This window comes from Paenibacillus sp. y28 (genome assembly GCF_037137075.1).
GTDB lineage: Bacteria > Bacillota > Bacilli > Paenibacillales > NBRC-103111 > JBBBNV01.
On sequence record NZ_JBBBNV010000008.1, the window covers coordinates 63041 to 77608 of the forward strand.

The 14568-nt window shown below is 52.9% G+C and carries 11 protein-coding genes; 9 read left to right on the forward strand and 2 right to left on the reverse strand.

Features of this window, described 5'->3' with window-relative positions; translation table 11 throughout:
* Positions 1–38 precede the first annotated feature (38 nt).
* The 9 genes from ctaD to WBG83_RS08890 all read left to right on the forward strand — a co-directional run bounded on the left by ctaD (position 39) and on the right by WBG83_RS08890 (position 10670).
* Positions 39–1889, forward strand: a complete 1851-nt coding sequence (ctaD, locus tag WBG83_RS08850; protein ID WP_336744562.1) for a cytochrome c oxidase subunit I — start codon at positions 39–41, stop codon at positions 1887–1889.
* Positions 1886–2497, forward strand: a complete 612-nt coding sequence (locus tag WBG83_RS08855) for a cytochrome (ubi)quinol oxidase subunit III (protein WP_336744564.1) — start codon at positions 1886–1888, stop codon at positions 2495–2497. Before ctaD ends, WBG83_RS08855 begins: the two co-directional genes overlap by 4 nt.
* A 3-nt stretch (positions 2498–2500) precedes the next feature.
* Positions 2501–2815 (forward strand): cytochrome C oxidase subunit IV family protein, encoded by a 315-nt coding sequence (locus tag WBG83_RS08860; RefSeq protein WP_336744566.1) that lies wholly within the window; start codon positions 2501–2503, stop codon positions 2813–2815.
* A gap of 18 nt (positions 2816–2833) precedes the next feature.
* Positions 2834–3772 carry a cytochrome c oxidase assembly factor CtaG gene (gene ctaG / locus WBG83_RS08865; protein WP_336744567.1) on the forward strand — a complete coding sequence of 313 codons (939 nt, stop codon included), beginning with the start codon at positions 2834–2836 and terminating at the stop codon, positions 3770–3772.
* Between the two features lie 17 nt (positions 3773–3789).
* A complete protein-coding gene (locus tag WBG83_RS08870; RefSeq protein ID WP_336744569.1) occupies positions 3790–4245 on the forward strand; it encodes a DUF420 domain-containing protein in 456 nt (151 codons plus the stop codon).
* A gap of 268 nt (positions 4246–4513) precedes the next feature.
* Positions 4514–5512 carry an inorganic phosphate transporter gene (locus WBG83_RS08875; RefSeq protein WP_336744571.1) on the forward strand — a complete coding sequence of 333 codons (999 nt, stop codon included), beginning with the start codon at positions 4514–4516 and terminating at the stop codon, positions 5510–5512.
* A 262-nt stretch (positions 5513–5774) separates the two neighbouring features.
* Positions 5775–8114, forward strand: a complete 2340-nt coding sequence (gene helD / locus WBG83_RS08880) for an RNA polymerase recycling motor HelD (RefSeq protein WP_336744573.1) — start codon at positions 5775–5777, stop codon at positions 8112–8114.
* A 313-nt stretch (positions 8115–8427) separates the two neighbouring features.
* Positions 8428–10149 (forward strand): methyl-accepting chemotaxis protein, encoded by a 1722-nt coding sequence (locus tag WBG83_RS08885; RefSeq protein WP_336744574.1) that lies wholly within the window; start codon positions 8428–8430, stop codon positions 10147–10149.
* A 140-nt stretch (positions 10150–10289) separates the two neighbouring features.
* Positions 10290–10670, forward strand: a complete 381-nt coding sequence (locus tag WBG83_RS08890) for a hypothetical protein (protein WP_336744576.1) — start codon at positions 10290–10292, stop codon at positions 10668–10670.
* A gap of 89 nt (positions 10671–10759) precedes the next feature.
* On the opposite strand, the gene WBG83_RS08895 is transcribed toward WBG83_RS08890, so the two are convergent.
* Both WBG83_RS08895 and WBG83_RS08900 read right to left on the reverse strand, forming a co-directional pair.
* Positions 10760–12802: a GAF domain-containing protein gene (locus WBG83_RS08895; RefSeq protein WP_336744578.1), complete on the reverse strand. Its 2043-nt coding sequence runs from the start codon at positions 12800–12802 to the stop codon at positions 10760–10762.
* A 14-nt stretch (positions 12803–12816) separates the two neighbouring features.
* Positions 12817–14397 (reverse strand): DUF342 domain-containing protein, encoded by a 1581-nt coding sequence (locus tag WBG83_RS08900; RefSeq protein WP_336744580.1) that lies wholly within the window; start codon positions 14395–14397, stop codon positions 12817–12819.
* Between the last annotated feature and the right edge of the window lie 171 nt (positions 14398–14568).

Here is a 14568-nt window from a genome sequence, read left to right on the forward strand (position 1 = left end):
GGATTAAGCTTGATTGACTATTTAAGGAGGTTACTACCTTGGCTCACGCTCATACGGTGAAAAAGCACACAGGGCTTATGGATTGGCTCACCACCGTAGACCATAAAAAAATAGGAATTCTCTACCTGCTTGCAGGTGGGATTTTCTTTTTGTTAGGTGGTCTCGAAGCTGTTCTGATTCGGATTCAACTTATGAAGCCTATGAATGATTTCGTCAGTGCGCAAACGTACAACGAGCTGCTCACCATGCACGGTACGACGATGATCTTTCTTGCGGCGATGCCGCTTATCTTTGGCTTCATGAACGCGATTATTCCGCTGCAAATTGGGGCGCGCGACGTTGCCTATCCTTTCGTTAATGCTCTTGGATTCTGGTTGTTCCTCTTCGGCGGAATTCTGCTTAACTGTGGATGGTTCCTCGGCGGCGCTCCGGATGCGGGCTGGACGGCTTATGCACCGCTATCTACGAATACGGCGACAAGAGCGATGGACTTCTATGTCATCGGTTTGCAAATCGCCGGCTTAGGAACCTTAATCGGGGGGATTAACTTCCTGGTCACCATCATTAATATGCGTGCTCCAGGGATGACCTTCATGCGGATGCCGCTTTTCACTTGGTCGGGATTCATTACATCCGCACTGATCTTGTTCGCTTTTCCGGTTATCACCGTTGCGCTTGTTCTCTTGATGTTTGAGAGACTGTTCAACGCCAGTTACTTTGACGTTACCAAGGGCGGTAACCCGGTGTTGTGGGAGCACTTATTCTGGATCTTCGGTCACCCCGAAGTATATATCCTGATTCTTCCAGCGTTCGGTATTATTTCTGAGGTTGTTAGTACATTTGCGCGTAAGCGCTTGTTCGGTTACAGCACGATGGTATTCGCAACGGTATTAATCGGTTTCCTCGGCTTCATGGTTTGGGTGCATCATATGTTTACAACAGGACTGGGTCCTGTCGGTAACGCGATTTTCTCCATCGCAACCATGCTGATTGCAGTACCAACAGGCGTTAAAATCTTCAACTGGCTGTTCACGATGTGGGGCGGTCAAGTGTCGCTTAATAAATCGGCGAACCTGTTTGCCGTAGGCTTCATCCCGACGTTCGTCATGGGCGGGGTGACGGGGGTTATGCTGTCCGTACCGGCAGCTGACTTCCAGTACCACGACAGCTACTTCGTTGTCGCGCATTTCCACTATGTTATCGTAGGCGGTCTGGTATTCGGTCTCTTCGCGGGTCTGCACTACTGGTGGCCTAAAATGTTCGGCAAAATGCTGAACGAAACACTTGGCAAATGGACGTTCTGGACATTCTTTATCGGCTTCCACATGACTTTCTTCGTTCAGCACTGGCTGGGCTTGATGGGGATGCCGCGCCGTTACTTCACATACCTGCCTAATCAGGGGCTGGATGGGGCAAACTTCATTAGTACCATTGGTGCTTTTGGAATGAGCTTGGGTACGATTCTGCTGATTATCAACATTATTGTTACATCGGCGAAGAAAACGAATGACGCTCCTGCGGATCCTTGGGATGGCCGTACACTGGAATGGGCGATTCCGTCCCCGGCTCCAGAGTATAATTTCAAGCAGCTTCCGCTTGTACGCGCATTGGATCCATTGTTTAAGGAGAAAGTGGATGGCCGTAAAGGAATGACTCCGGCTGAGCCACTCAGCTCGATCCATATGCCTTCAGCTTCCATTCTTCCGTTCATGATGTCACTTGGTCTGTTTATTCTCGGCTTCGGCTTGATGTACCATAACTACTGGGTTGCCGGTTTTGGTCTTGTTGTCACGCTGGGCTGCATGCTTCTGCGCTCCTTGTATGACGATCACGGCTACCATATTGAGATTGAAGAATTGCAGCGCGATGAGAAGGAGGGGAAAGCATGAGTGCTCATACGCATGGACAATTGCCAGCCGAGCCGGAAACGGCGACGCTGGAGGGACGCAATAAGATTCTTGGTTTCTGGTTGTTTCTTGGCGGAGAGACGGTGCTCTTCGGATGCTTGTTCGCCACCTTCATCGGACTTCGCCATGAAATTGGCGACGGCCCAACCGCTGCCCATCTGTTTGATTTGAAGCTGGTTGCTTTTGCAACCCTGCTGCTGTTGGTCAGTTCTATGACCAGCGTGCTCGCTGTACAAAGCATGCATAACAAGAACGTTGGGAAAATGCAGCTTTGGCTTGTCGTTACTGTTCTGCTTGGTCTGGGATTTCTTATTCTAGAGGTTTATGAGTTTTATCATTATGTGAAGGAAGGACACGGCTTTACAACGAGCCCGTTCAGCTCCTCCTTCTACACGCTGGTTGGCTTCCACGGAGCGCACGTTGCTTTCGGTCTGCTCTGGATCGTTACACTGATTCTTCAGGTCATGAAAAAGGGCCTGACGGTTGTGACCGCGCCGAAGCTGTATGTAGCAAGCTTGTACTGGCACTTTATTGACGTCGTGTGGGTATTCATCTTCACTATCGTGTATCTGATGGGAAAGGTGGGCTAAATCATGGCAGCAAATCAACACGCTCATGAAGAAGGCGCACGCCGCCGCCCTCATGAAGGGCCTAAAAATCATTTCATCTCGTTTGCAGTATCGATTTTCCTGACTTTGCTGGCCTTCCTTTGCGTATACGCCGGGCTCGGCAGTGCGTTCACCAAGCTGTTCATCTTCATCCTGGCAGTTGTACAGGTACTGTTCCAGCTTGGGTTCTGGATGCACATGAAAGACAAGGGACATGGTTACGCAATCGTCGGTTTGGCCTTTGGCTTCATTGTTACGCTGACCGCTGTAGCTGCAGTCGTATATTGGTTGTTCTGGTAGGATAAGGGGGCGCAGTTTATGGCCCCCTTTTTACCTGTACAAGGGGGGATTTTGGTCATGATGGGATTAGACAGGTTTAGCGGCGCTGATCTATGGAGTCCAGGCGCGCTGATCGTTTTTATTATCATCGGTGCCTGTTATTTGCTGCTGGTTGGTCCTTTACGGGGCCGTTTCGTGAACAGTGAGCCGGTTAGCATCGGCCGCAGGCTGTTGTTCCTTGCGGGTCTTGTCACCTATTATATCGGGAACTATGGTCCGTTTATGCTGCTGGGGCATCTCATGTTCAGTATGCACATGCTGTCCATGGTGCTGTCCTTTTTCCTGGCGCCGCCGCTGCTGCTGCTCGGCTTGCCGAAATGGCTTGTGCAACCGGTCATTTCCCATCGTGCGGTCGCCCCGTTTTTCCGTTTTTTGACACATCCGCTTGTTACGGTGCTTTGCTTTAACGTGTTTTTTTCGTTCTATCATATGCCGGTCATTCATGATTACGTCATGACCCATTATGCGGTGCATATGGTTTATTTCAATGTGCTGCTGCTTACCTCCTTCATGATGTGGTGGCCGGTGCTAGGACCGATGCCGGAGACGGAGAAGCTGTCCGAGCTGCGCAAGATGGCCTACATCTTCTCCAACGGCGTGCTGATTACTCCGGCCTGTGCGCTTATTATTTTCGCAGAGAATCCGTTATACAGCACCTTTAATGACCCGCAGATGTGGGCGATGGCCCTCGGCTACTGTATTCCTGCCGGTTCGGATTTTATATTAAGCAACTTTGTTGGCCCGGAGAGCTTTGCCCTATTTCCTCCTGCCGAGGATCAGCAGCTTGGCGGCGTCATCATGAAGGTCATGCAGGAGATTATTTACGGGTCGGCCTTGGCTTATGTGTTTTTTAACTGGTACAGAAAAGAAAAGCATGATGATGAGCTTGGGGAACAAGGGGACCCGCTGCCGAACTGAGGAGGGAGAAAATCAGCATGTATTTCATATTGCCGACGTTGAGTACCTCATTTATCGCGATCAGCGCCATTTTTGTCCTGCTTGGCTGGATACAGATCAAGAGGAGAAATATCGCTTTGCATACGAAGCTCATGATCTGGGCGGGCGTGTTTGCGACACTGTTTTTTATCTTTTATTTGAGCCGGACGGTGCTGCTTGGCAGCACTCCCTTCGGTGGTCCTGACAGCCTGAAGCCGTTTTATTTGACGTTCTTGCTGTTTCATATTGTCCTGGCTACGGTGGGCGGAGTGATGGGAATTATTACGCTGCGGTGGGGGTTCAAGAATGAACTTGCCAAGCATCGCCGGATCGGACCTGTGACTTCGGTGGTCTGGTTCTGTACGGCGATTACAGGCGTAACGGTGTACTATCTGCTTTATATTAAATACCCTATCAATCATACAAAACCGCTGCTGGATGCCATTTTTGGGTAAAGCGCAGCTTGCGAAATAAGCCGCTTGACGCTTTAGGCGTAGAAGCGGCTTATTTTTTAAGATTTTGTAAAAAAATATTTCCATGGCGCGTCACAGATATGATAAAATCACAAAGGACAAGTTTCGACATCTGACGTGCAGGCAAACAATTAAACTTGCTCGGGCATGTATGCTTTTCCGGTAATGGGAACACCATACATATATCATCTTAGGAACGGTAAGGGGGAACAAAGTACGGACCAAGCCGGACGGTCTTGTACACTCTAACATGGACCATGGATTAATATTAATTATCCTCGTTGTGGTGCTGGCGCTCGCTTTTGACTTTATTAACGGGTTTCATGATACGGCAAATGCGATTGCGACTTCGGTGTCCACCCGCGCCCTGTCGCCGCGTGCCGCCATATGGCTTGCGGCCTCGTTAAACTTCGTCGGCGCCCTGACGTTTACCGGGGTAGCCAAAGCGATTGGAGGCAGTGTCGCTGACCCGACCAAGCTGGAGCACGGCGTTATTATCGTCATTACGGCGCTTATCGGGGCAATTATTTGGAACCTCGCGACATGGTGGTTCGGAATTCCTTCTTCATCCTCACACGCTCTTGTCGGTTCCTTGGCCGGTGCGGTGATCGGTGCGGCGGGCCTGCAGGGCGTTAATTTCGGGGGCTTCCTCAAAATTGTTCAAGGCTTAATTCTTTCGCCTATTATTGCGTTCGGGATCGGGTATTTGCTGATGCATCTGCTGCGCTTCCTGTTCGCCAAAGCCAGCCCGCAGGTGAACAAAGGCTTTCGTTCCATGCAAATTGTGGCTGCTGCCTTTCAATCCTTCTCTCACGGAACCAATGACGCGCAGAAGGCGATGGGGATTATCACCTTCGCACTCGTGGCAGGAGATTTCCAGCAGGAGATGGAGGTGCCGCTTTGGGTAAAGCTCTCTGCAGCGGCAGCTATGGCGCTGGGGACTTCGGTCGGGGGCTGGAAAATTATTAAAACGATGGGGACGAAAATTTTCAAGATCGAGCCGATCAACGGCTTTGCCGCAGATTTGACGTCCGCCAGTGTTATTTTGTCCGCAACCTTGATTTCATTCCCGGCAAGCACGACGCATATCAGCACGTCTTCTATCCTCGGTGTCGGGGCCGCCAAACGGTTCTCCGCCGTCAACTGGGGAATGGCCGGCCGCATCGTGTCGGCTTGGTTCATTACGATTCCGATTACCATGATATTCTCCGCGCTGCTGTTTAAGCTGGTGGCACTTCTTTTCCTGTAAGCGATCTGGGCCTGGGATAAAAGAGGCTGCCTGACCGGCAGTAGAAGCGGGGACCGATTTTATCACAGCTGCACTTTACATCAAATCAAAACGCAAGCGACGGATGTTCGGATGACCGAGTATCCGTTTTTTACATGCAGCGGGAGTAATTGGTTGAAAGTTTGTGGAATACTTGATATATTGAAGGTTTGGAACAGCATGTCAGTAAACCTGGGGATCGCGGGAAGCGCAGCCCACTTTTGGCAAGCAGGAGGGCGGAAGAATGACCATTGAAGAACAGGACCGGATCGCAGAACGGGAAAAGCTGGCCGGGACGTTGGCGCACATCAGCAAGGAGCTGAAGCGGTACAGCAGCATGGTGGATGAGAAGAAAGAAAAAATTTCGGATATCCGCGAATTTTTTTGGCATGACATTACGGTGAATGTGGAGAACGATGATGATTTGATGGAGACCTATGCCAGCATCGTTCAGCAAACGTCTGTGCTGCACGACCAGGTGCGGATGCAGCAGCGGGCGCTGGCGCAGATTGCCAAGCTGCGCCGATTGAAGCAGAAGCCGTATTTTGGCCGCATTGATTTCAAGGAAGCCGGTGGAGCGGAAGAAACGGTGTATGTCGGAATTATGACCTTGATGGACGAAGAGCTGGGAGATATTTTCGTCTATGACTGGCGTTCCCCGATTGCAGGCATGTTCTACGACTATCCGCCGGGACCGGCACAGTATGAGACGATGGACGGTGTGGTCGGCGGCCAGCTGCTGCTGAAGCGCCAGTATGTGATCCGTCAAGGCAAGCTGGAGCTCATGTTCGATACGGGAATCAATATTGGCGATGAAATGCTGCAGCAGCTGCTGGGCGAAAGCCGCGACGACAAAATGCGAAGCATTGTCACGACCATCCAAAGGGAGCAGAACCGGATTATCCGCGACGATAAGCATAAGCTTCTCATTGTGCAGGGCGTGGCCGGCAGCGGCAAAACCTCGGTTGCTCTTCAGCGGGTCGCTTATTTGCTGTATAAATACAGAGATAAAATGAATGAAGAAAACATGGTGCTATTTTCTCCGAATCGGATGTTCAATGATTATGTATCGAACGTGCTGCCGGAGCTTGGAGAAAACAACATGCAGCAGACAACCTACCAGGATTATTTGGAGCACCGGCTAGGCGGCGATTTCCAGACCGAGGACAGCTATGACCAGCTTGAGGCGCTTTTGACGATAGAGGATGAAGCGCAGCTTCGAATCCGTACGGCGGCGATTGCCTACAAGGGCTCGGAGAGCTTCGTCCGTTTGCTTCGCGCCTATGCGGAGTATTTGAAGCGGGAAGGGGTTATGCTGAGCGATATCATTCTGCGGGGCAGAGTGCTCATCTCCAGAGAAGCCTTGTACGAGCAGTGCTATAACCAGCTGGGAACAGCTCCGCTCGGGGCAAGGATGGAGAAGCTGCGGGAATGGGTCGGCGGCGAGCTGAAAGCGTTCCAGAAGGAAAGCGTAAAGCGGGTGTACCGCAAGCTGCTTCGCGAGCCCAAGTACATTGGAGCAGAGGAGCAGTTAAAGCAGCTGAGCAAAAAAATCGTGAGCAAGCGCTTCGCTCCGCTTTACGACAGCGCCAAGCGGATAGGCTTTGTCGACGTGTGTGGGACCTACCGGCGTCTTTTTGAGGACGCGAAATTGGCTGCGGCGCTGGCGGAGGCTTCCGGGACGAAGCTGCCGGATGCCTGGGAGGCCATTGCCGCGGAGACGCTGCGCCGTTTGGATGAAGCGGTCGTTCAGGAGAGCGCCCTCCTGCAGCAGGAGGAAGGCGTTCAGCAGCATGGAAGGGGACTGCTGCCCTTCGAGGATGCGACGCCGCTCCTGATGCTTAAGGAGGCTATTCAGGGCAAGCACACGTACCTGCGCATCCGGCAGGTGATTATTGATGAGGGGCAGGATTACTCCCCTTTCCAAATGGCGTATTTACGCCAGATGTTCCCTACGGCCCGCATGACGCTGCTCGGCGATTTGAATCAAGGCATTTACGCCCATCAGCTGGGACAAGGCTATGAGGAGCTGAAGCAGCTGTTCGGGGAGTCGGAAATCGGCATGATTCGGCTAACCAAAAGCTATCGCTCCACCCGGGAGATTGTGGAGTTCAGCAGGGCGGTGCTACCGGACGGCGAGGCCGTAGAGCCGTTCACCCGCAGCGGGATACCTCCGCGGCTGATTCAGGCCGCGGACGAGGCACTTCTTGCAGAGCAGGTAGCTGCCGCAGCACGCGCGGCACGGGAGAAGGGGTATTTGTCCATTGCGGTTATTTGCAAGACCGAGGCCGAAAGCAAAGCCGCCTATGAGCGGATTCGCTCTATACTGGGAGACGATCTGCCGCTGCAGCGGGTAACGAAGCATTCGCTTACCTTTGCCCGCGGAGCTGTCGTGCTGCCGGTATATTTGGCCAAGGGGCTTGAATTTGATGCTGTGCTGGTGTATAACGCAAGTGAAGCGAATTACGCCCGGGAAGGCGAACGCAAGCTGTTCTATACGGCCTGCACGCGGGCACAGCATGAGCTGGAGCTGTTTTACACCGGAGCGTTAACTCCATTCGCTGATGCTTCACTGGCACGATAAGCCCGGTCTGGCGTCTCTTGGACAGCAGCCTGAGCCATGCTGGAGCCCGGTCGTGATCGAGCCGGGGGAATTTTGGTCGGGCAAGAAAAAGGATCGTGAATACCATACAGTCTGCGCAGACAAATGCGCAGGCTTTTTTTGTATGGACAGCGCCTACGGGCACAGCTTCCGGAGCAGGTCCGAGTGAAGGGGTGGAAGACTTGAAAAAGGCGTGAAAAATGAAGATTTTTGTAGGAAAAGAGCCGAAGCTCGAGTAAAATAGTCCTATATGCACTTATACATATATTTCCTTGTGGGGTTGGAGGAGTAGCTTGTGAAGTTGAAAAGCTTGCAAACGCGAATACTGCTTATTTTTTCACTGCTTATTGCATTATCAGGTACGGTTCTGGGCTATGTGATTTACGATTCATCCCGGGATTTGGTTGTGGAATCTGTAGGGCAGCAGGCCCAGTCGATTGCGCAGCGGGCACTGAAGCTGATCGAAGGCAGTAAGTATGCGGCACTGTCTCCGGCCGGCGGCGAGACGGATTATTACAAGCAGCTTCGTTTGCAGCTGAATCAGGAGAAGGAGACAAACGGGCTCAAATATTTGTATACGATGGCGAAGATCGAGAATGAGTATGTATATATTGTAGACGGAGCGCCGATGGACGCCCAGCCGGATCAATTTTCTCCGCTTGGCAAGGTGGAGGAGAATCATTACTCCGCGCTGGTTAAGATCTTTGAGACCGGGGAAGCGCAGACCGGGGAATTGACCTATGATCCGGACTATGGCGCTACCGTTACGGCTTATGTGCCGATTCGTTCCACGTCGGGGGAGATGATTGGAATTATCGGCGCCGATTTCGACGCGACGAATATTTATGCGCTGCTGGCCGAAACCCGGTGGAAGCTGATGATGGTTTTCCTGATCGTGATGGCGGTGAGTGTAGGCATCATCTTCATTGTTTCCCGCTGGCTGGTAACTCCGCTGCGTATATTGACCCGTCAGGTGGCGCGTGTCGGGGAAGGCGATTTGACACAGGATGTGGGCGGTTATGCCCAGCGCCGTGATGAAATCGGGACTTTATCGGCCGTATTTGCCCAGATGTCCAGCGAGCTGCGTTCCGTTATCCGGTCGATTCAGCATAGCGCCTCGGAGCTGGAACAAGCCTCCCATGATTTGACTGTGCAGGCCGAGGAAACATCGAGTGCCAGCGGCTTTATTGCCCGAGCGGCTGAAGAGGTCGCCGTAGGCTCGGAACGGCAAATGGAACGGACGGAGCGCACCGCGCATGCGATTGAGGAAGTCAGCAGCGGCGTAGGCCAAATCGCGTCCTCCGCTGCGTTCGTGACCGAAGCTGTGGCTCAAACCACCGTGGAGGCCAAGAAAGGCAACGGCTCGATTACCCAAGCGATGGATCAAATGGAATCCATTAGCCAGTCCACCAAGAGCATGGCGGAAGTGATTGCCCAGCTGGAAGCAAGGTCCGGCGAGATTGGCGCGATTGTCGATGTCATGAAGGAGATGGCCGCACAGACGAATTTGCTGGCTTTGAACGCTTCCATTGAAGCGGCTCGTGCCGGGGAGCATGGACGAGGCTTTACGGTGGTGGCGGAGCAGGTACGGAAGCTGGCGGGGCAGTCGGAAGAGGCGGCCGGTCGTATTGCGGAGCTCATCGGACGGACGATGGATGACACGCAGCTGCTTGTGGGATCTATGAATAAGGAAAAGAAGGAGGTTGAGACCGGTCTGACGATTGTGAATGAAGCCGGGGCCGCCTTTCAGCTCATTATGAGAGAGCTTGAGCGTATTGCGGATCAATTGCAGCAGGTCAGCGCAGCCTCGCAGCAGATTGCCGGCAATGCAGTTCACGTATCCGCCTCGGTAGAGGATATGACGGGCATCAGCCGGCAGTTTGCCGGGCATTCGCAAGAAATGGCCGCAGCATCGAGAGCGCAGCAGCAGACCATGCTGAAAATTACTGACGCGGCCTCTGCTCTGCGCAGGCTGTCGCTGTATCAGCAGGAAGGCATCGGGCGGTTCAGGGTATAGTTGAGGCAAGGTCTTGAGGCAAGGTCGAAACGGTCTGGGGCTGTTCATCACGATCTGATGGTTAAGAGGCCGGATAATCGGGCAAACCATAGGAAAGCAGGGGCGCTGCCCGCTGTAAAACTGTCCCGAGGTGACTGAACATGACAACCAAAATTCAAGCGTATTTCCCGAATGAAGATGCGGCTGAGAGTGCAAGCAGGAAGCTTCACCGCTTCCAAGCAGGCCAAGTGGAGGTTGGACCGATGACAGGCGGCTTCGATCCGGGCGTGCCGCTGCTGCTTCCATTGACTTCGACCGCTGACGAATCTGACAGCAGCGGAACCGGCTTTACTGCCGAGGGCTTTCGCGGAGCGGGGGCGTTTCTGGGGCTTGAGGCTATCGAGGAAACCGGGGAAGGCGACCCCGCGGATTGGGGCGCTTTTACGGCTGTTCTGACTGCGGATGTGCCTGACGAGCAGGCGAGAGCAGCGGTGGAAATGCTGCGGCAGAGCGGAGGGCACGTGGAAGCTTTGAAATCGTAAGGCAGGGTTACAGACGGATACAGCAGCGGCCACGCTGTCCCTATGGGGATAACGGGGCCGTTTTTTGCTGCCGCTCGAATAACGGCTTTCTAGCCGGGGTACTCGTAGGCCAAAATATCATCCGGGCCGAAGGCTTCGGGGATCTGAATCAATTGTTCGGGCGGAATATGGGATGGCGGAGAGCCGGGGATATGACTTGATTGGGGCTCATCCGTAAACACCAGCAGTACGTCATCGATTACGAACGTTTCGAAGCTTTCCAACCATGGCGGTAACGTAAAGGGGCGGAACGGGTGCTTTTGGATACGGGTATAGTACAAAAAGAAAGGGATTCCGAACTGCTCCCGCACGTCTATCCGGTTGTATAACGCCTCAGTAAAAGCTTTGCGCGGGTCTTCCACAAAACGGGCCCGAATGGAGTCGGTCACGCTCATTTGGTGCAGGACCGGAGCGATGTTGTGGGCCATCGTATCCAATAGAAGCAGATCTTCCTCCTTCATCGTGTCCTTGGTCTCCAGCACGACGAGAAAGCCTGCAGCTACAGGCTCATCCAGCGAGGCTGTCACAGTGCCGGGCGTCAGCGGGCATATCATGCAGCCATGCAAGGGGCCCCACAGCTCACGCAGCTGAGCCGGGAAATAAGAGGCCGCGCTCTCCGCAGTAAAAGCATAGATGGTTTCTCCGTCAAGGGCGGCTTGCCATGCAGGAGGAGGCGTAAAAGCAATCTCCTCCGGGATGCTGTCCTCCGCCAGTACTGCCGTACCGGCCCATCCGGTTCCCTCAGGCCTGTGTTCCTCCGATGATGCAAGGTATGGCCCAGGGGCGCTGTGCCTGCTGCCGGCCATGATGACTGCACGTTCCGATGCGGTGGCACTCCGAGAGCTGTCCCGGGCTTGATGGACATCCTCTCCTGTGCCCGGCAATCCCAGGCTGTAGCGGACATGGCAAACATCGTCCTCCAGAAACCCAATCCAGGCTTTGCGGATGCCGAACGTAGCTTGCAATGTCTTGAGGGTAAATCGGCATACGTCTTGCGGCGTAGTACAGGTCTTGATGTTGCGGACAAGCTTGTTCAGCGAGGAAAGCATGCGCAGCTTTTTCTGCGCGGTCTCTTCTTGCCGGCTCAGTTTATCGAACAGGCTGGCGTTAGTAATGGCGATACAGGTTGCGGCCGCAAGCGATTCGATTAGCTCAAAGGTAGCCTCGTCATAAATCCGGTCGCTTACCGGCTCGCTTAAGGTGACCATGCCTGTTAATCTGTCGCTAATGATAAGGACCGCATACCGCGCGCCTAACAAATCGAGGTCGCCCGGATTCACGAACAGCTCCTCTATAGCGCTCCAATCCTCCTCCAGATGGAGGACGACCTTCCGCGGCAGCGTCGCGCCGGGTTTTACAGTAAATTCAGTATACCGTGTCTTGAAGGAGGCGACATTCCGGTAGCCGGTCATTTTGATTTTGCCGGATAGCTCATCATAAGTGCCGAAGGCGGTCACTTTGCTGGATGAAATTTCGCTGAAAATATCGGTGGCAATTTCGTGGAGCTTGTTCATCGAAATTTCGGAGAGAAGCGCTTTGGTGCTCTGATTGATGGCAAACAGGTTAAATATTTTTTGATCCAGCGTTGTGTTAATCTGCTGCAGGACGGCGAGCCGTTTGCTGTTCTCCAGCGCATTGTTGATGAGGCGCATCAAGGTCACGGCAATCAGGGTGTCATCCTCTTGAAAGTCGCCGATTATTTTGCCGTCGGACAGGATGAACCCGTGAACCACATCATCTATCAGGAGCGGGATCACCAGACGAAGCCGGTACCGTTCCATGACATCTGTGTCAAAATACTGGTCAAATCCGCTCTGCAGCACTTGCCCATGGAAGGTTGCCAAGCGGCGCAATCTGGGCGAGTCAGCGATCGAATCGCCCATCGTCTCCACGGCGTACAGCCGTTTCTGGCTGAGTACGAATTGATCGCCATCCCGGACGAAGAGCGCAGATGCACGCAAGGTCAAAAGCTCATTCACAAACTCGAACGACGCTACCGCAAGCTGATCCAGACTGAACCGTTGGGAGAAATATTCAATGGCCAGCAGCAAGCCTTCATAGCGGTAAAAAGTATGCCTGGCATCAGCGCTCATACCGCATCCCTCATTTATTCCAAATGTAATTGATTATTGCTGATATAGAACGTTCCGGAGGTCATTTTATCAATATGCTTCTCGATGGTTTTGATTTGCAGCATCGTTTTGGGAAATGCCCGCTGCATTACCGAAACCTCGCCCTCGCCTCTGGTCCGCAAAATATCAAGCAGCGCCTGACGGCGCTCCTCTAGCTCATGCACCTTTAGCATGGCCGTTTCCTGGCGATCGAGATTATAATAATATTCCTGTCGGGCATCGTCATCCAGCTTTTCAATGAATTCACTGTATAAGTCCAATTCCTTCTTCATCATGGTAATGTCGGATAGCATCTTCTGGTAGTCTCGGAGGAGGGTGTCGAGCTCATTCTTAATCTGGTTGCGGTTAAATCCTTCGACGAGTACACGGGTGGGTCGTTCAATTTCATTGCCTATAAAAGCAGTCTGTACACGAACCTTCGCTTGCACGTTGCCGCCGACGATCCGGCCGCGGCGCTTATTCAGCAGGATGTTCTTGGCCTGAAGGGTGGAGCCGAGGGCGTAGTTGCCGATATGGATATCATCGCCGGCCGTAATGGAGCAATCGTTGGCGTTGTTGACATATACGTTTCGCGCTGCGTGCAGGATGGCCTTTTCCTTTCCGAATACACTGCCGCGCACGTAGATATCGCCTTTGTAGGAAGTAATCCGATCTACGGCGCCGATGCCGGTATCCCCCAGAATCGAAATGTCCCGGGTTGCGGTGACGCTGAATCCGTCCAGAACGGTTCCGGTAATTTTGATACAGCCGTCGTAATCGACGTTGCCTGTTTTCGGCCCGACATCGCCATTAATTGTCAGGATTTCGAGTACGCCAATGCTTCGCTGACGGAACTCGACAGCGCCGTTGATTAAGGCGCGCAATACGATTTTCCCATCCTCCTCTACCTCTTGAACGGTTTTGCGGTCATACTGGAGACGCTTGTCCTTGCCATGCCTGGAGGGGATAAGCTCCCCTTTGAGGTTACGTCCGGGTATTCCCGAGCCAGGCGGTATTTTTTCCCCGAGCCAGTCGCCCGCTTTTACCTCGTCGATAAAATTCATGTCAAAATAATCCGCCTTGCCGTCTTCATCGATACGCGGCTTCCGTTCCGATATCTCATAGTAGCGGACGGATGCTTCCGTTCCTTCCACAGGCTCAATGCCTTGTGCCACAACCGCTTCCGTATACGGCTTCATCTGGTAATAGATTTGCTCAACCAAATACCCCTCGCTGACCCCCGCGGCGCGCAGCTGCTCAATAATCTCGGCTGGCAGCTCCTTCTGCTGACTGTCGATTTCCTCCTGGTCCATGTTGAGCTTGACTGTAGCGCTCATCCAATCCTTGGCGACCTTGACCTCGATTGTGGGCTTTAGCGTTCCGATGCGCACCGGCGGACCGCCGGCCTGGGCAAGGGCATTCCGAAGATTCAGAAACTGGGTCACGGTCAACCTTGGAATCTGTTTGAGGATTTCATTAAAGTCGGTCATCATAAACCCGGGCTCCTTGACCGAAATCATCACGTGATTATCGGCCTCCGCCCAGAGGTGGAAGTGTTCGTTGCGATACAACTCCATGACCATCCTCCTGCTTCCTTTTGACTAGGTTTTTTCATCCTGATATCCATAGGATAGCACATAAAAGCTAAGGATTTCGTGATAATTCGACAAATGTGATAAAATTAACATTTCAATTTTTGGAGAAAGGAATCCTTCGGATGTAAACGGGGTTCAACTCTATTTCATGGG

What these genes read in the sequence shown, in the direction of transcription:
- WBG83_RS08875 (WP_336744571.1), top strand. Translation starts at nt 4,514, where the DNA reads ATGGACCATGGATTAATATTAATTATCCTCGTTGTGGTGCTGGCGCTC.
- WBG83_RS08900 (WP_336744580.1), bottom strand. Translation starts at nt 14,397, where the DNA reads ATGGAGTTGTATCGCAACGAACACTTCCACCTCTGGGCGGAGGCCGAT.
- WBG83_RS08855 (WP_336744564.1), top strand. Translation starts at nt 1,886, where the DNA reads ATGAGTGCTCATACGCATGGACAATTGCCAGCCGAGCCGGAAACGGCG.
- WBG83_RS08890 (WP_336744576.1), top strand. Translation starts at nt 10,290, where the DNA reads ATGACAACCAAAATTCAAGCGTATTTCCCGAATGAAGATGCGGCTGAG.
- helD (WP_336744573.1), top strand. Translation starts at nt 5,775, where the DNA reads ATGACCATTGAAGAACAGGACCGGATCGCAGAACGGGAAAAGCTGGCC.
- WBG83_RS08895 (WP_336744578.1), bottom strand. Translation starts at nt 12,802, where the DNA reads ATGAGCGCTGATGCCAGGCATACTTTTTACCGCTATGAAGGCTTGCTG.
- WBG83_RS08860 (WP_336744566.1), top strand. Translation starts at nt 2,501, where the DNA reads ATGGCAGCAAATCAACACGCTCATGAAGAAGGCGCACGCCGCCGCCCT.
- ctaG (WP_336744567.1), top strand. Translation starts at nt 2,834, where the DNA reads ATGGCCCCCTTTTTACCTGTACAAGGGGGGATTTTGGTCATGATGGGA.
- WBG83_RS08870 (WP_336744569.1), top strand. Translation starts at nt 3,790, where the DNA reads ATGTATTTCATATTGCCGACGTTGAGTACCTCATTTATCGCGATCAGC.